General features: G+C 40.2%; 16 protein-coding genes. 7 read left to right on the top strand and 9 right to left on the bottom strand.

The genetic code is table 11. The annotated features are described in order from the left end of the window. Positions 1–183: 183 nt before the first annotated feature. On the bottom strand, positions 184–1353 hold the full coding sequence (locus tag I6E69_RS18525; protein ID WP_231619821.1) for an FAD-dependent monooxygenase: 1170 nt from the start codon (positions 1351–1353) through the stop codon (positions 184–186). 256 nt (positions 1354–1609) lie between these two features. Here I6E69_RS18525 and miaB point away from each other — a divergent pair, with 256 nt between their 5' ends. From miaB to lnt, 5 genes are read left to right on the top strand one after another with little or no spacing between them, the layout of a single operon-like run. After that, on the top strand, positions 1610–3058 hold the full coding sequence (miaB, locus tag I6E69_RS18520) for a tRNA (N6-isopentenyl adenosine(37)-C2)-methylthiotransferase MiaB (RefSeq protein WP_002958544.1): 1449 nt from the start codon (positions 1610–1612) through the stop codon (positions 3056–3058). Positions 3059–3108: 50 nt separating this feature from the next. Beyond that, positions 3109–4167: a PhoH family protein gene (locus I6E69_RS18515; RefSeq protein ID WP_002958543.1), complete on the top strand. Its 1059-nt coding sequence runs from the start codon at positions 3109–3111 to the stop codon at positions 4165–4167. 4 nt (positions 4168–4171) lie between these two features. After that, positions 4172–4630 (top strand): rRNA maturation RNase YbeY, encoded by a 459-nt coding sequence (ybeY, locus tag I6E69_RS18510; RefSeq protein WP_002958542.1) that lies wholly within the window; start codon positions 4172–4174, stop codon positions 4628–4630. A 22-nt stretch (positions 4631–4652) separates the two neighbouring features. After that, the gene (corC, locus tag I6E69_RS18505) at positions 4653–5537 is read left to right on the top strand and encodes a CNNM family magnesium/cobalt transport protein CorC (protein ID WP_002958541.1); all 885 of its coding nucleotides are present in this window, start codon (positions 4653–4655) and stop codon (positions 5535–5537) included. Beyond that, entirely contained in the window at positions 5518–7068 is a 1551-nt protein-coding gene (gene lnt / locus I6E69_RS18500) for an apolipoprotein N-acyltransferase (RefSeq protein ID WP_197121869.1), read from the top strand. The genes corC and lnt overlap by 20 nt, the downstream gene beginning before the upstream one ends. Before the next feature lie 480 nt (positions 7069–7548). On the opposite strand, the gene I6E69_RS18495 is transcribed toward lnt, so the two are convergent. The 4 genes from I6E69_RS18495 to I6E69_RS18480 all read right to left on the bottom strand — a co-directional run bounded on the left by I6E69_RS18495 (position 7549) and on the right by I6E69_RS18480 (position 11214). After that, the gene (locus I6E69_RS18495; protein WP_039489341.1) at positions 7549–7998 is read right to left on the bottom strand and encodes a hypothetical protein; all 450 of its coding nucleotides are present in this window, start codon (positions 7996–7998) and stop codon (positions 7549–7551) included. Positions 7999–8087: 89 nt separating this feature from the next. Continuing rightward, positions 8088–8936: an alpha/beta hydrolase gene (locus tag I6E69_RS18490; RefSeq protein ID WP_197121867.1), complete on the bottom strand. Its 849-nt coding sequence runs from the start codon at positions 8934–8936 to the stop codon at positions 8088–8090. A 29-nt stretch (positions 8937–8965) separates the two neighbouring features. After that, positions 8966–9976 (bottom strand): RDD family protein, encoded by a 1011-nt coding sequence (locus I6E69_RS18485; protein WP_197121865.1) that lies wholly within the window; start codon positions 9974–9976, stop codon positions 8966–8968. Between the two features lie 152 nt (positions 9977–10128). Beyond that, positions 10129–11214 carry an alkene reductase gene (locus tag I6E69_RS18480; RefSeq protein ID WP_197121863.1) on the bottom strand — a complete coding sequence of 362 codons (1086 nt, stop codon included), beginning with the start codon at positions 11212–11214 and terminating at the stop codon, positions 10129–10131. Positions 11215–11394: 180 nt separating this feature from the next. Here I6E69_RS18480 and I6E69_RS18475 point away from each other — a divergent pair, with 180 nt between their 5' ends. Then, entirely contained in the window at positions 11395–12171 is a 777-nt protein-coding gene (locus I6E69_RS18475) for a hypothetical protein (RefSeq protein WP_197121861.1), read from the top strand. A 67-nt stretch (positions 12172–12238) separates the two neighbouring features. Continuing rightward, entirely contained in the window at positions 12239–12763 is a 525-nt protein-coding gene (locus tag I6E69_RS18470) for a CIA30 family protein (RefSeq protein WP_197121859.1), read from the top strand. A 21-nt stretch (positions 12764–12784) separates the two neighbouring features. Here the strand turns inward: I6E69_RS18470 and I6E69_RS18465 are convergent, their stop codons facing one another. The 4 genes from I6E69_RS18465 to I6E69_RS18450 form a co-directional block, all read right to left on the bottom strand. Continuing rightward, positions 12785–13321 (bottom strand): hypothetical protein, encoded by a 537-nt coding sequence (locus I6E69_RS18465; RefSeq protein ID WP_197121858.1) that lies wholly within the window; start codon positions 13319–13321, stop codon positions 12785–12787. Positions 13322–13467: 146 nt separating this feature from the next. Continuing rightward, a complete protein-coding gene (locus I6E69_RS18460) occupies positions 13468–13722 on the bottom strand; it encodes a hypothetical protein (RefSeq protein ID WP_002958531.1) in 255 nt (84 codons plus the stop codon). A 25-nt stretch (positions 13723–13747) separates the two neighbouring features. Continuing rightward, positions 13748–14224, bottom strand: coding sequence for an FKBP-type peptidyl-prolyl cis-trans isomerase (locus I6E69_RS18455; protein WP_039489326.1), 477 nt, complete (start codon positions 14222–14224; stop codon positions 13748–13750). A gap of 2 nt (positions 14225–14226) precedes the next feature. Further along, entirely contained in the window at positions 14227–16650 is a 2424-nt protein-coding gene (locus I6E69_RS18450) for a Lon protease family protein (protein WP_231619819.1), read from the bottom strand. Positions 16651–16709: the final 59 nt, after the last annotated feature.

Here is a 16709-nt window from a genome sequence, read left to right as displayed (position 1 = left end):
AAAGTTTTCTGGCGAATTCAATTATACCTTATCTTCATGCTGTTTGTTTTTCATACCACAAAGATCAACACGCCCTAGTCAAATTAAAATTTTATTTAATATAACTGGGTCACTATTTGTTCACTTAAAAAACAGACATAAAAAAAGGCTCATAAATGAGCCTTTTTAATCTCTACTTTAAATTTAGCCTAAGTCACCGCTAATTGCGTATTTTAAAACCCAGTTTTTTATCGGCCCCGTATTATTAGCCATTTTTAAAAACTGGCTACGTGCCCATTTAAGTGGCGCAACTTGGTTAGAAAAGCCAAAGTAACAGGCGTCCATCATGCTCATCATTAATAAATTAGCCTTACGGCGAGCTCGCTCATATTCTTTAAGCGTTAACGGGCACCCTATATCCGCTGCATTGTCTAAAACTTCAGCAAGTGCCACTACATCCTGAAAACCTAAATTTACACCCTGCCCTGCAAGCGGATTTATTGTATGAGCTGCATCGCCGACTAAAACTAAGCGCCCTTGTGAATAGCTGTTAGCATGTTGGCGAGTAAGCGGAAATATTGCATGAGTCTGTACTTCAAAGTCTCCAGCAAGTTCAGGAAATTTATTAAGTATGTGCATTTTTAGCTCAGCTGGGTTTAGTCCTTTAAATGCTTGCAGTGTATTTGCATCGTCGTACCAAATTAAATTAGCGTATGGTGCCTGCATTGGCAAAAATGCGAGTGGCCCACTTGGCGTAAACTGCTGCCATGTTTTTATTTGTTGCGGCGCATCGAGTTTAATTAATACCCCCATGCAATGTTGCTGATACTGCCAGCCGGTAATTCCTATATTAGCTTTAGCACGCAACTGCGATTGTCCGCCATCGGCTGCAATCACTAAATCAGCGGTATAGGTTTGAGCTCCATACACAAGCGTAATTAAATCATCCGTTTGCTCTATTTTAGTAATAGGTGTAGCTTGCTCAATAACCTCAATTTTATAATGATCAAATTGCTGCCATAAACTTGCTTGAATTAAACTATTTTCAATTAAGTGGCCTAAATGCGTGGTGTTTATATCGGCGCAGTCAAACAATAAATTATCACCACCGCGCTCAAATGCCTCTAATTGCTGATAAGGCGCTATGCGGTTTTGTCTTAAAAGCGGCATTGCTCCTAATTCATCAAGTAAATTTTCTGAAAAACGATTAATAGCCGACACTCTAATATCAACCTTATCACTACTAAGAATCTGTGATGGGTCTATTAGGTGTTTTTCGATTATGCGTACGCCAAAGCCCTGTTGAGCAAGCTTTATCGCCATAGCCGCGCCAACCATGCCACCACCAACTACTATCACATTATTTTTAGTCATGTTTTTCATCATTTTATTATTACTTGAGTCTGTTTTGATTGTATCAAAATTAATTTGTTTTATACCAGAGGATATCCCTAACTGCTGATTAAACTCGCCTCGTATTGATTTGAGATCACAAACATGAAAACTATACTTGGATCTGGACGGGTATCCAGCTAAAATACGCCTCCTTTAAGTGAGCATGCTTGCTCCTTAATCCTGTTTCAAGCACATTTTTGTGCCACTATCGAATTGAACACGAGGCTATATTTCAATGAGCAAAAAGCTGCATATTAAAACCTGGGGTTGTCAGATGAACGAATACGACTCTCAGAAAATGGCTGAACTTTTAGATGCCACCAACGGCTACCAGCTAACTGAAGATGCAACAGATGCCGACGTAATCTTACTTAACACCTGTTCAATTCGTGAGAAAGCACAAGAAAAAGTATTTCACCAATTAGGTCGCTGGAAGTTATTAAAAGACGACAAGCCAGATTTAATCATTGGTGTAGGTGGTTGTGTTGCCTCACAAGAAGGTGACTCTATTCGCCAACGTGCGCCATTTGTAGATGTTATTTTTGGACCGCAAACGCTACACCGTTTACCAGAAATGATTAAACAAGTGCAAGGCGACAAAGGCTCATCGGTTGTTGATATTTCATTCCCAGAGATTGAAAAATTTGACCGCCTGCCAGAGCCAAAAGCAGATGGCCCATCTGCGTTTGTATCAATTATGGAAGGCTGTTCTAAGTACTGTACTTTTTGTGTTGTACCTTATACCCGCGGTGAAGAAGTTAGTCGCCCAGTAGATGACGTACTACTTGAAGTTGCACAACTTGCAGAGCAAGGCGTACGTGAAGTAAATCTTTTAGGTCAAAACGTAAACGCATACCGCGGCGATACGCACGATGGCGAAATTTGTTACTTCTCTGATTTAATTCGTCTTATTGCAGCTATTGATGGTATTGACCGTATTCGTTACACCACATCGCACCCGGTAGAATTTACCCCAGATATAATCGACGTTTACGCCGATGTACCAGAGCTTGTAGATCACTTACATTTACCAGTACAAAGTGGTTCAGACCGTATATTAAACCTAATGAAACGTGGTCATACGGCAATTGAATACAAATCGACAATTCGTAAGTTACGTAAAATTCGTCCTAACTTAAGCATGTCGTCAGATTTCATTATTGGTTTCCCAGGCGAAAGCAAAGAAGACTTTGAAGCAACCATGAAGCTTATTAGCGACATAGGTTTTGATATGAGCTTTAGCTTTATTTACAGCGCACGCCCAGGTACGCCAGCGGCAGATTTGCCGGATGACGTAACAGAGCAAGAGAAAAAAGAACGCTTATACTTACTACAAAACCGTATTACACAAATGGCGCAGCAAATTAGTCGTCAAATGTTCGATACAGAGCAACGTATACTTGTTGAAGGTCCTTCTAAGAAGAACCCTATGGAATTACGTGGCCGTACCGAAAACAACCGTGTAGTAAACTTTGTTGGCCCGCACACAGTGATCGGACAGTTTGTTGATGTACGTATTACCGAAGCATTACCTAACTCTTTACGTGGTGACTTAATTCGTACAGAATCAGAAATGAATTTACGACGTGAAGTCGCTCCTTCAGCTATTTTAACTAAAGCTGCAGCTGCAGAGCCAAAACCAGACACTGTTAACGAAATTGGCGTAGCTACTTTCGTTCCTTAGTCACACAATTAGCGCCAGTTAACGCTGGCGCAGTACTATAGGAAGCAATTTTGAGTAATCAGTTAAAAACATTAGAGATTTATTTAGAACCTGCCGATAACAAACGCCTATCTTCTTTATGTGGCCCGTTTGACGAAAACATCAAACAAATTGAACGCCACCTGGCTGTTGAAATAATTCACCGTGACAACTTTTTTAAAGTAACCGGTAAACTACACAACTGCGCCGGCGCTGTAGAAATCTTAAAAAACCTTTATGTTGATACTCAGCCAGTTCGTGGTGTTTTAGGCGAAATAGAACCCGACGCCGTTCATTTAGCTATTACCGAATCAAAAGCCTTAGAGCAAGATGCATCCAGCAGCGCTTATGGCAAAGAAATGGTTATTAAAACCCGCCGTGGTGTTATTAAACCACGTAACGACAACCAAGGTGTTTATGTGGCTAATATTTTAAACCACGACATTACCTTTGGTATTGGCCCTGCAGGTACTGGTAAAACTTACCTTGCAGTTGCTGCCGCCGTCGACGCTCTTGAGCGCCAAGAAATACGCCGTATATTACTAACGCGCCCTGCTGTAGAAGCTGGCGAAAAGCTTGGCTTTTTACCTGGCGATTTAAGTCAAAAAATAGACCCATACCTGCGCCCTCTTTACGATGCTCTTTTTGAAATGCTAGGTTTTGAAAAAGTAGAAAAGCTCATCGAAAAAAATATCATCGAAGTCGCACCGCTTGCTTACATGCGCGGACGTACTTTAAACGATGCCTTTATTATTTTAGATGAAAGCCAAAATACCACCGCCGAGCAAATGAAAATGTTTTTAACCCGTATAGGGTTTAACTCAAAAGCGGTGATTACAGGCGATATTACACAGGTCGATTTACCTCGTGGCACACGCTCAGGCCTTCGCCATGCAATTGAAGTACTTGATGGCGTAAACGAAATTAGCTTTAACTACTTCAAAGCCCACGACGTAGTACGTCACCCTGTTGTAGCACGCATAGTTGAAGCCTACGAGCGTAACGACGAAAGCGAGCGACTTAAGCGCATTGAAAAGCAAAATGCAAAAGACGCACTCGCTGCTCTTCAACAGCCTACTACTAAAGAGTAATACTTTGACAACCGAACTTGATTTACAAATAGCCTGTGAGTTTGACAACCTCCCAAGCGAAGAACAATTTGCACTATGGGCCGACAAAGCCCTTAGCCAATACCGTGACGAGTCCGAACTCAGTATCGTTATTAGCGACGAAGCGCAATCGCAACAACTTAATAACGACTATCGCGGTAAAAATAAACCGACCAACGTACTGTCGTTCGAATTTGAAGCACCACCAGGAATAGATATTCCTTTGGTTGGTGATTTAATTATTTGCCCAGCCATTGTATTAGCTGAAGCAATTGAGCAAGAGAAGTCATTTCATGACCACTTTGCTCACATGGTTATTCACGGATGCTTGCATTTGCTTGGATTTGACCATATAAAGAGTGACGATGCTTTAGAGATGGAAAGCATCGAAAAGCAATTACTTGCAGAGCTAAACATAGCAGACCCATACCGGGACGATATTTAAATTAACGGAGCAATTAGACGCAATGAGCGACGGTAACTCGCAATCTAGCCAGGGTTCTTCTGGCAAAACGTGGTTGGGCAGAATAGCCCAAATGTTGCAAGGGGAACCCCAGAATAGAGAAGAGCTGGTCGAAGTTATTGCCGATGCGCAAGAACGAGACGTAATCGATCCAGAAACAAAAGAGATGATAGAAGGTGTGCTTGGCGTGTCTGAGCTTAAAGTGCGAGACATAATGGTTCCGCGCTCACAAATGATCACTCTTGAGATCGACAGCCCGCTTGAAGAACTAATTCCAATGATGGTTGACTCAACTCACTCACGTTTTCCAGTGGTGATTGAAGACAAAGATCATGTAGAAGGTTTTTTACTCGCTAAAGATTTATTGCCACTGATCTTAAATAAAGACGAGCATTTACCATCAATACGCGATTATTTACGCCCAGCAATGGTAGTACCTGAAAGCAAACGTGTTGATACATTGCTAAACGAATTCCGTCAGCAACGCTACCATATGGCTGTTGTTATTGACGAATACGGCGGCGTATCGGGCTTAGTAACGATTGAAGATATTCTTGAAATAATTGTTGGCGAAATCGAAGATGAGCACGACGAAGAAGAAGAACATCAAGATATTCGTCAACTTGCTAAACATGTCCACGTAGTGCAAGCACTCACTCCTGTAGATGACTTTAACGAGCATTTTAAAACAGGCTACAGCACAGACGAAGCCGATACTATTGGCGGAACTGTACTGCACGCATTTGGCCATATGCCAAGCCGTGGTGAAACGATTGACATAGAAGGTTACCAATTTAAAGTAACCAACGCCGACAATCGTCGTATTTTGCAACTGCAAGTCACCGTTCCTAAGGCTGATGATAACGACAGTGAAGAAACTGCTAACTAGACTTACCCTATTAGCAAAAGATAAAAAAGCATGGCTCGCACTCGTTGCGGGCCTTGTTTTAACTTTTGGCTATGCCCCTTTTGAAATTTGGCCCATCGTATTTATTAGTCTTGGCGCCATAATTTTTTGCATTAATCCCAATAATACAGGTAAAGCACACGCAAAAACCGCCGCTAAATATGGCTTTATATTTGGCCTAGGCTGGTTTGGTGCAGGTATAAGCTGGGTACATGTTTCTATTGCCACCTTTGGCGGTATGCCGCTTGTAGCGTCGCTCTCGTTAATGGCTTTTTTGTGCTCATACTTAGCATTATTTCCCGCACTTGCCTTTTGGGCAACTACACGCTTTGCCAGTGGCCCTAAAAGCTTTGGCGCATTATTAATTGCCTGCTTTGCAATTAGTGAGTATTTACGTGGCACCGTACTTACCGGTTTCCCGTGGTTAAGTTTTGGCTACACACAAACCGACGGACCTTTAAGGCTGCTTGCCCCTTATATTGGCGAGTTTGGCTTAACACTAACGTGTGTGGCTATTGGCTTTGCACTATATAGACTTACCCAAAAAGATTTTAAAACCCCGGCGGTTACTGCGACAGCTGTTGCGCTTATTTTTACAGGCGCAAATACCACAGGCAGCATTCATTACACAGATAAAAACATGTCAGTATTGCTCGTACAAGGTAACATACAGCAACACCTGCGCTTTGAGCCAAGTGAGTTTTGGACCACAATGAGCAAATACCAAGACATGACACGTCCACATTGGGATGCCGACTTAATAGTATGGCCAGAAGCCGCAGTGCCTGAAATAGAAATGCTTGCCGATTCCTACCTAGCCAATTTAGACAGTGCCGCCTCGTTTAATCAAACCGCCCTTGTAACCGGTATTGTTGACTACCAGCGAGATACCAAAAATATATTTAACACACTTATTGTGGTCGGTAATAAAGAACGCGGCGACGAGCATGGGCATTACCATTACCTTGATAAAAACCGCTATCAAAAACATCAGCTACTACCTATTGGCGAATTTGTACCGTTTCAGGACTTTTTGCGCCCTATTGCCCCATTATTCGATTTGCCTATGTCATCGTTTACCCGTGGCGACAAAGTGCAAAACAACTTGCGCGCCAATGGCTATAACTTACTCCCTGCTATTTGCTACGAAATTGTTTTTGCCGACTTAGTGCGCGGTAATTACAAAAGCAATTCCGACCTACTCTTTACTGTAAGTAACGATGCCTGGTTTGGCGACTCTATTGGGCCTTTGCAACACATGCAAATAGCCCGTATGCGCGCGCTCGAACTACAACGCCCTCTAGTGCGTGTTACTAACAATGGTGTAAGCGCCGTATACGACCCTATAAGCCACACTCAACAAACCATGCCTCAGTTTGAAGCTACCATATTGAAAGCCAAAATTAAGCTTATAAAAGGCGACAGCGTGTACAGCCAATACGGCAATGTGTTTGTGTGGGGATTTGTGTTGTTGATGGGAGTTGTTGGGTTTGGGGTTAGGTTGAGAAAGTGAATTAAAATTAATAGCTGTCGGTGGACAGCTATTTAAAAAAGTGTTTATTGTTGGGTTTCGCTTCGCTCTACCCAACCTACGCAAATTTACTTTTTAATCTAGCCTATGCTAAAAATATAACGAGCTTTGTTCTATTTTTAATGCTTGGTGTTGCTCAATATCAGGTTTAAAAAGTTAAACTCGACTGTAATTTATAATTGGATTTTCACAGATAAACTCACCACCTTTAACGGCATACATCAATACAATATTGAGATTGAGCCTAAATGCCGACCGACTTTAACTTTATCGGTATGCGACTTTATTTCACTTACTTGCGGGAGTTTAATTAAGTATCAAATTTAAATGAAGTTAGCATACAGCATAGTAACATTTTATCGTAACCCGACTATTGGCGTCCTCGCTCCCAACTAAATAACTTTTTAGTCATAACTACTCGTTATGCTTTTTGCTTTCTATGGGGGTAGTTTACAGCAACTATCAAAACCACTTAAACTTTAGCTTTGCTGAGTGTACTCTGCTCACCTGTGGCCTCAGTAGATTACAATGAATATCAATATAGCTACTTTTATTTGGTTCTATAAAAATGTCATCACTTTTACCTAAACAATTACCAACAAACTTTCCGTTTTTATCGAATGTAGATGCTATAACACCACCTGCATATATGCTTTCATTGGTGATATTTTTTAACTCGGCAGTTATTCTTACTCGCCCATTTTCTTTAAAGATATCAGAAAGGGTAAGTTTATAATCACTATTTAAGTCGTCAGTGCCCTCCAATGCTTTATTTGATACCTGCTCTTTAAAGCCACTATCAACTTCTGCAGCTATTGTTAGCGCGTACACACTGATACCACCGAGTGTTGCTATTACAAACCCTATCCCCCAAAAAAAGCCCTTTATAGCCTCATTAAAATTATTACTCATTTAATTCCCTTTTAATTTTTCACTACTAAATTTCGTTAACAATATACCCAAAATCACTCCTTTCACTAACCTAGTATATAAATTAAAACTTATTTTTGTAATAAGCTTTTTAAACCATAGTACCAACTAAGCGCTGCCACCGTGCCATGAGTTTCTTCTTCAAAGTAACGTTGATTTATATATAAACTATTACTCGGGTGCGCTTTTAGTTTTTTAGCAAGCTCTAAGCCCCATTTATAATTAGTCTCTCCAATTTCACCAAAAGCTGCATTATTAGCAAAAGTAAAATATACATTGCCTTTAAGTTGCTTATTTATAAGTTGTTGTTCGTCAAAATAACGATTGAGATAATTATTATCCCAAAGGTAGGTTGCATCAATAATTAAGTAATCAGTAAATAAAGAGTGATTTGTAAGTAAAACATAACTTGCGAACAAGCCGCCGAAAGATTCCCCAATTAATACCCGCTTATTTGATGTACGGTAATTTTTATTAATGAAGGGAATAAGTTCTTTTTCAAAGAAAGCGGTGTAGTTTGCGGCATTGCCAATGTTTTCAAATTTTTCTAGTAGCTTGCCGTTAAAAGTCCAATCGACATTGGTAGGGGTAAAGTCGCGCTCTCTTATCGCATTTTTACTGTTTGGAACAGCGACAATAATTGCTTGTTGAATTTGTTTTTCTAGCCGCTCAGTACTGAGTGCTTCAACAAGCCCCGCTAAGGCTTTTAAATGGGTTGGGTCGCCATCAAGCAGGTAAATAACAGGATATACTCGCTCGAGGTTTTGCTTGTAGCTTGGCGGTAAATAAACACTATAACTGCGCTGCTCACCTAAAATAATAGACTTAAGCTGATGTTTTTTTGCTAACACAATATTTTCTGACGCATACGAAGCTGTAATAAAATACAGATAACTAAACGCCATTAATAAAGCTTTCATAACCATCCTTGTAATTAATAAGAGCAAACTTAACTTTTTACAGTCTCTTCTACCGTTTCAACATTTACAACTTGATTCAAGTTACCTTTAATAACCACAGTCGCTGATATTTTATCTTGAATGGCTTGTCTATTTGGGTCCCAATATATTTGTAAAAACCCTAACAAGCCTGTGGCAAAGCCTGCGCCGTAGCCGCCGTAGCGACCAAAGCAATCTAATAAACCTAATGGCTCGCCGCTTAGGGCTACAACACGGATATTACAAACCTTTTTACCCGGTGTTTGGCCGCGCCAAAGTAACGAGAACAAGGTAAAGTAAACAGCAGCCCAGCCAAAACCTAAGCCCAAGTCTTGAATAATGCCTTTGCTCCACTGCAAAATACTATTTGTGCTTGTTTGTGCAGGTTTTTCTTCTATTAACTGTGCAGGCTTTATTTCGTTATTTTCACTGAGCACCAATAGCTGTAAAAGTACGGTAGCAAGTTGTGGGTTTTGCAGGTCATCCATTTCTGCTAATTTGGGAACTTGCCCAATTAAATTATCAAACGCGTTTTGTTGGCAAGGTTGCTCACAGCTTTCATCAGCTGTTTGCGCTAAATAAGTATTTACCTGTTGTTTTTCTGTGGCGGTAAGCTGAATTTCATCTTGTATTTTTACGCCCTGAACAGCTAAACCTTGATCAGCGTTATCGTCTTCTAGGTAATCTATGCCAATTGAAAGCACAGTCAGTGCGCTTACAAATAAAATACTTGCTGCCGTTATTTTTAAGATTCTTCGCCACACATTCGACATTTTTGGAAGGTATTGCTGTGCCGTACCTTTATAAAAAGCCATTGCAGCAACAAACGCTATTAAAGCCGCGCTGAGTTTGGCTGCTAAAAATATCAGTGCAACATCAATAATAATCGCTAGTGCACGCCGAATTGGCGTAGCTAAAGGCAAGCCCAGTAAAGCACTGTCAATTTTAAAAGCGTAGGGTGTAATAACTTCTCGGGTTTCAGAATTTGATAATTCTAATTGTTCTATTTCTGTGGCTTTCATTTATTTTCTTGTTATTAAAATAGGTAACCCGGTTAACTTACGCGTTTTTTATTTTTTGCTCAAGATAAAGCTAATAGAATCAGTGCACAAAAAAGGGCTGCATAAAATGCAGCCCTTCATGTTTTTACTCAATGTTTATTACTTACTAGCAATTATACCGTTGGATAATCGGTATAGCCTTGCTCTGCACCACCAAACAAAGTGTCGGGGTTGTGGCTGTTAAGAGGCTTGCCTTGCTTTAAGCGTGCTGGTAAGTCTGGGTTTGATACAAACGGGCGACCAAAACCAATCATGTCGGCCCAGCCTTCGCTAAGTGCTTTGTCTGCGCGCTCTTTTGTGTACTTGCCTGCGTAAATTAATACACCACTGTAGGCTTTGCGAATCGATTTTTTAAATTCAACACTCATTAAAGGTGCGTCATCCCAATCGGCTTCGGCTATATGCATGTAACCTACACCGGCTTTATTTAATGCCTCAGAAACCGCTAAGTAAGTTTCCTCAGGGTTTTCGTCTACTGTGCCATTAAGAGTTGTTAACGGGGCAAGTCTTACGCCTACTTTGCTGCTACCAATTTCGTCGCTAACAGCATGTACCACTTCAATTAAAAAGCGCATTCGGTTTTGCACACTGCCACCATATTCATCGGTGCGAGCATTTGACTCTGAGTCTAAAAATTGATTAATAAGGTAACCATTTGCAGCATGAAGCTCTATGCCATCAAACCCTGCATTAACTGCATTTTTAGCTGCTTGGCGAAATTCGCCTATGACATGCGCAATATCTTGTTTGCTCATTTCGCGTGGGAGTTGGGTGTCTACAAACGCCGGTGCGCCGTTTGTATCTACAAATACTTTTACGTCTTTTGCAGCAATGGCCGATGCTGAAATAGGCTGCACGCCACCGGTGTTGTCACTGTGGGTAACACGGCCAACATGCCAAAGCTGAGCAAACATAACTCCACCAGCGCTATGTACTGCGCTTGTTACTTTACTCCAGCCTGCAACTTGCTCATTTGAATAAATACCCGGAGTCCAAGCGTAACCTTTACCAAGCTCACTAATTTGTGTGCCTTCGCTTACAATTAGTCCGGCACTTGCGCGCTGTGCGTAATATGTTGCCATTAAGTCGTTAGCTATATCGCCAGGCTGCGTTGAACGCGAGCGAGTCATTGGGGGCATAACAATACGGTTTTTTAATGTTTTACCTGCAAGTTCTATTGGTTCAAAAAGTAATGTCATAATGCCTCCTAAGTTTGATTGCGCTCATAATAACGTAACCAAGCACATGCAAAAACAACAAAAACTGCAAAATAGTTTTGTTGTATCTGCAATAAAGCCACAAAGTAAAACACATTAACTTTAGGTGAACTAAATGTATTTTATTGACTCTTAACAGCACTATTAAGTTGAGGGTTTGATGTGAATAAAGGGAATGCATGGCCGTGGGTTAGCTCGTTGTGTATACACGCTATTGTGTTGTACTTTTTGTTTTCGCAATCTATTAAAGTTGCACCGCCAAAGGAGGAAAAAAACGCAATAATACAGGCCTATGTTACGGTTAATTTAGCAAGCCTACCTAAGCCAAGCTCAGTTGTTACAACAACCAATGCGCCTGATATAAAACCTGTAAACACTAAAACTGATGCACCAAATTCAGCGACTTCTAACACTACACCTATAAAAAAAGATTCTACAAAAGCCAAAGTAAGGGTAACTAAAAAAACGCAAGCCAAAACCATCACGTTACCAAAGGCACAAACAGAGCTTAAAAAAGACCCTGTAAAACCTGTTGCTCCCCAGGTAGCCGAGCCTTCAGAGCCTACAACAAAAGCCTCTCAAACATTTAAAAAGCTAAATCCATACGCGCCGCTATTTGGCTCTCCTGTAAATAATATGACTCATAAAAAAATGGTCTCCTTTGGTGAAGATAAAAACTCTGAAAATGAAGAGATAAACAATAAGCCTACAGTTAAAACACCAGTAAAATCTGATAATTCAGAAGTTATTAGCCAAAATACAACAGGCACACGACGATTAGAAAAATTTAACGGTAAATGCTATTTAATTGATACTTCCACCGTATTTGGTAGTAATGGCATGCCTCAAGGTAGCGGTAAACCATGCCCTGAGGATAAAACTGATAAAGAAATTATGTTTGAAAAAATCATGAAAAAATGGAGCCGTAAAAATAATTAGCTTTAAATAAGTGAACAAATAATATGTTTATCCATATTGATAAGCTTAAAGTACTTAGGAGTAAGCCATGATCACCAAACAACTATCATCACTTTTTGTATTTAATTTATTAGTTGTAAGTGCACAAGCGAATGCAAACCAGCGCTGGTACGTTGTTAACGACTCAGTAATGGGCGGTGTATCTAATAGCCAAGTAACACAAACTCAAGAAAGTTTGCTTTTTACAGGCAATGTTTCGCTTGATAATAACGGCGGTTTTGCATCAATACGTACAGAGCTAAATACACAAAGCCAAAACACTAAAGCTATAGCACTGCGTGTTAAAGGCGATGGACAAACCTATCAGCTTAGACTCAGAACTACCAATTACCTTGATGGCGCAGCGTACACCCACTCATTTAAAACAGTAAAAAATGAATGGGTAGATATAAACTTTGCTCCGAGTGATTTTACTTTAACGTATCGCGGTCGCGTGCTTGAGCAACAACCGATTATTGATTTTGATGATATAAAGCACCTAGGCTTTATGATTGCAGGCAAGCAAGAAGGTAAGTTTAAACTTGAAGTGGGTAAAATTGAGTTTAAAAGCTAGCCCACCAGCATGTTGGTGGCGCTAAATAGTATAGTCGTCGCCCCGCCTCTTTAGTTCACTAATAACCAGCTCAACCATTTGTTGTTTTATTGCTGCTTGCTCTGACTTTAACTCCCCTAATTGCAGCTCTAACATATCTATCTGCTCTTGTTGCTGCGTGCTTTTATATTTTTTAGAGCCTAGGTGCTCTGCATCTAAAGTTAAACTCGCATCACTTTTATTTAGCTCATTTGCAGAAGTATTTATAGTTAAACTACGTTGTACGGGGCTTTGTTTAAGTTTATTAATTTGCTCTTGCAGCGCAATAACTCGCCCAGTGAAGTGCTTGTATACTTTTTCTAGGTTTTTATACTGATTGCTAAACGTTGCGTTATCTTCACTGTATTCTTGTGCTTTGGTATCTAAAAACTTTGATAACACATATTTTGGCTCTTCCTCATTCTCTTCCTCGCTCTTTTCTTCACTCGCTTTTTCAACAGTTAGTTTATCTGATTGCGCTAAAGGTTGAGTATTTGAGCTGTGTACTTGGTATGGAATGGAAGCCGCTAAAATCTTCATTATTTTATCCCTAAAATAGCTTTGTAACTATTATGGGTATCGACCTCGTATTAAAATCCTTGAGTAAATTTTATTGTTAGCTAAAAGCAAAAAACCCCACTTTAGTAAAGTAGGGCTTATACCAATTTATTAAACTAACTCGTTGCTTACTTAGTGCTTTGGTTATCTTGTGAGAGCGCAATAAGAGCAAGGGCTGCATTTAGACGAGTATTTAAATTATTATAAATAGTCATTCCAAACACACCGATAATACAAACTATTAAACCCATTTGTAGGTTAACGCTCATCTCTAGTAAAAAAACAGCTGCAACGAGTAAGCACAGCGCTAATGCATAAATAATAGATTGAAAGGTAAAGTTAATATCACCTTTGGCTATTTTAAGTAATTCATCTTTATTCATAATTTACTTCCTTGTTATTTAATCACTAAGACTCAATTGCCAGTAGCTCTACTTCAAAAATAAGTACTGAAGCAGGAGGAATACTTCCTACACGTTTTTCGCCGTACGCTAATTGGTGCGGTACATAAAAAGTGTATTTATCGCCTGGGCTCATCAGTTGTAAGCCCTCAGTCCAGCCTTTAATCACTTGGTGCAAGCCAAAGCTAATCGGTGTTTTACGCTCTACTGAGCTGTCAAACACCGTGCCGTCGATTAGTGTGCCGTGGTAATGCACGTTAACCATACTTGTTGGGCTTGGTGTGTTTTCACTCTCACCTTTGTGTACTATTTTGTACTGCAAGCCAGAAGCTGTTTCTACTACACCTTCTACTTTTGCGTTAGCGGCTAAGTAATCTGCCCCTATTTGTGCATTTATGCCTGCTTGTTGTTTTGCTTTTTTACTATTTTGAAATATTAAAAAACAAAAAATGGCGATAACCACCGCCAAAATTATATTGATCATTATTAACCTTTTTCGTTATCTAGTTCTTCGTCTTTTTCGTCATCGTTATCGCCATTAACTATGTCGGCAATTTCTTTAAGGCGAGCAAGCGCAATTCCGTTTACTGAGTTTTCTGGATACTGGCCATCAATAATATCGCCAGCTTCTATATCCATTAACAGGTTAAGCGCTTGGTCTACGGTTTCAACTGCGTAAATATTAAATTTACCCGCTTCAACTGCATTAAGTATTTCATCATCAAGCACTAAGTTAACTTGGTTTGATTTAGGAATGATAACGCCTTGCGAACCTGTTAAGCCACGCATTTTACACAGTTTAAAAAAGCCTTCTATTTTTTCGTTTACGCCACCAATAGCCTGTACATCACCATGTTGGTTAATAGAGCCTGTCAGTGCAATTGATTGGCTAATAGGTAGGCTTGTAATAGACGAAATAAGCGCACACAACTCTGCCAAAGATGCACTATCGCCATCTATATAACCGTAGCTTTGCTCAATAGCGATATTAGCGCTAAGCGTTAAGCTAAAGTGCTGCGCGTATTTATTACCTAAATAACCGGTAAGTAGCATTACCCCTTTTGAGTGAATTGCTTTACCAAGCTCGGCTTCACGTTCAACATCTATTACGCCATCGGCGCCAGCATAAACCGTTGCCGTAATACGCGCAGGGGTACCAAAAGAGGTATCGCCAATGTGTAATACGGTTAAGCCATTTACTTTACCAATGGCTTGGCCGTCGGTTGCAATAAGTGTGTGACCTTCTTTTATATCACTTAGCATGTTTTCACTAATTTGGCCGGTACGGTATTGCTTACCTTCAATGGCTTCATCAATATGATGCGCATCTATAACAGTTAATTTATCTTGTTTTGCGTAGTAACTTGCCTCTGCAACTAATTCAAGTACATCAGCAAAGCGCGCAGAAAGCTTATTGTGATGCTCTGCTTGGCGGTAGCTAAACTTAAGTAAACGCACCATAGCAGCTTGCGTGGTAGTGCACTTTAATGTTTGCTCGCAGTACTCGGTTACTTTAGTTATAAATTGGTACTGTAATTTATCGCTACTTGGTAAGTAGTAATCAAAGTCAGCTAATACTCTAAATAACTCTGCAAACTCTTCATCGTATTCACCTATGGTGTAATACAGTTCGCGCGAGCCTAATAAAATAATTTTCACGTCAAGCGGTATAAGCTGCGGGCGAAGTGTAAAACTACTGCCTACTGAGCTATCTTGATACGGTAAGTCGTTTTTAATTTGATGCGTTTTAAGCGAAAGTTTTAAACCATCCCACACTTGAGGGTTAGCCATTACCTTTTCAGCATCCATAATTAAATAACCGCCATTAGCACGGTGCAATGCGCCCGGCTGAATAGAACGATAACTGGTAATTAAAGACCCTTGCGATGTGGAATACTCAATTTTACCAAATATATTACCAAATGTTGGATTGGGCTCGTACACAACGGGTGCTGCATCGTCTTCTTTAAACTCAACTAAAATATTAGGTGCAAAAAAGTCGGTAAGCATCCCTTTACGATCAAAGTCTTCTTTGCTTTCTTCGCTTTCGTCTTCGTCATCGAGCCATTCAAGTACCGCGTCTATAATTTCAACGCGTATATCTTTTAAATAACGCAGTACACCAATATGAGTTGCATATTTATGTTCTAAGTCTTTTAAAAGCGGTTTTGTGGCCTGCTCTGCAGTCGACTTTTTAAGATTACGCTGCTTTTCTTTTGATTCGCGCTTCCAGCGTGGCAGCTCAATTAACGCTTCTATTAATGCATCTTCTAGCTTTTCAATTTTTTCAAAAAACTCTTCGCGTAACGTTTCTTCAAGTTCGCCAAATTCGCTATCGCTTAATTGTTTACCATCTACAAGCGGTGCAAACCCAACTGAATTTTTTTCTTCGACTAATGCAACACTTTGCTCAAATGCCGCAATTTCTACTGCGGTAATAGCACTGTCGTAGGCGTCGTTAAATTCACGGTCGATTGATTTTTTTTTGCGTTGATATCCTGGGTTATCAAATGCAGCAGGAAATGTGTCGAGTACTTCATCTAAAAATGAATCTATGTCGTCACTAAGTTGCTTGCTTTGCCCTGCATGCATAAACAACGCGATAGGCTCTCTGTGGTCATCGTAATTATTTACGTATAACCATTCGTTTGGGGTTGGGCGGTCTTTTGCATGTTGCTTAAGTTTATCTTTAACAAGCGTAAAGCGCCCATGGGCAGCCTCGCCCATTACATAAACGTTATAACCCGGCAGTTCCATCCCTAAAGAGAAATCTAAGGCACTTTGGGCGCGTTGTTGGCCTATAAATGTTAGTTGCTCGGGGTATGGATTGCTCATACACGTATGTACGTGATTAGTAGAAATACTCGGTGCGAGCTTTGAAACAGATAGTGGCAGCAATTTTTTCGTCATTCTAACTTCTTTTTTTACCAACATATTCGCTGGCCTTTGGGCGTATTAAGTGGCCCGCA

The sequence above is a fragment of the Pseudoalteromonas sp. NZS100 genome, assembly GCF_015864815.1.
GTDB classification, from domain to species: Bacteria; Pseudomonadota; Gammaproteobacteria; order Enterobacterales; family Alteromonadaceae; genus Pseudoalteromonas; species Pseudoalteromonas distincta.
This window is presented reverse-complemented; position numbering and strand designations above follow the sequence as displayed.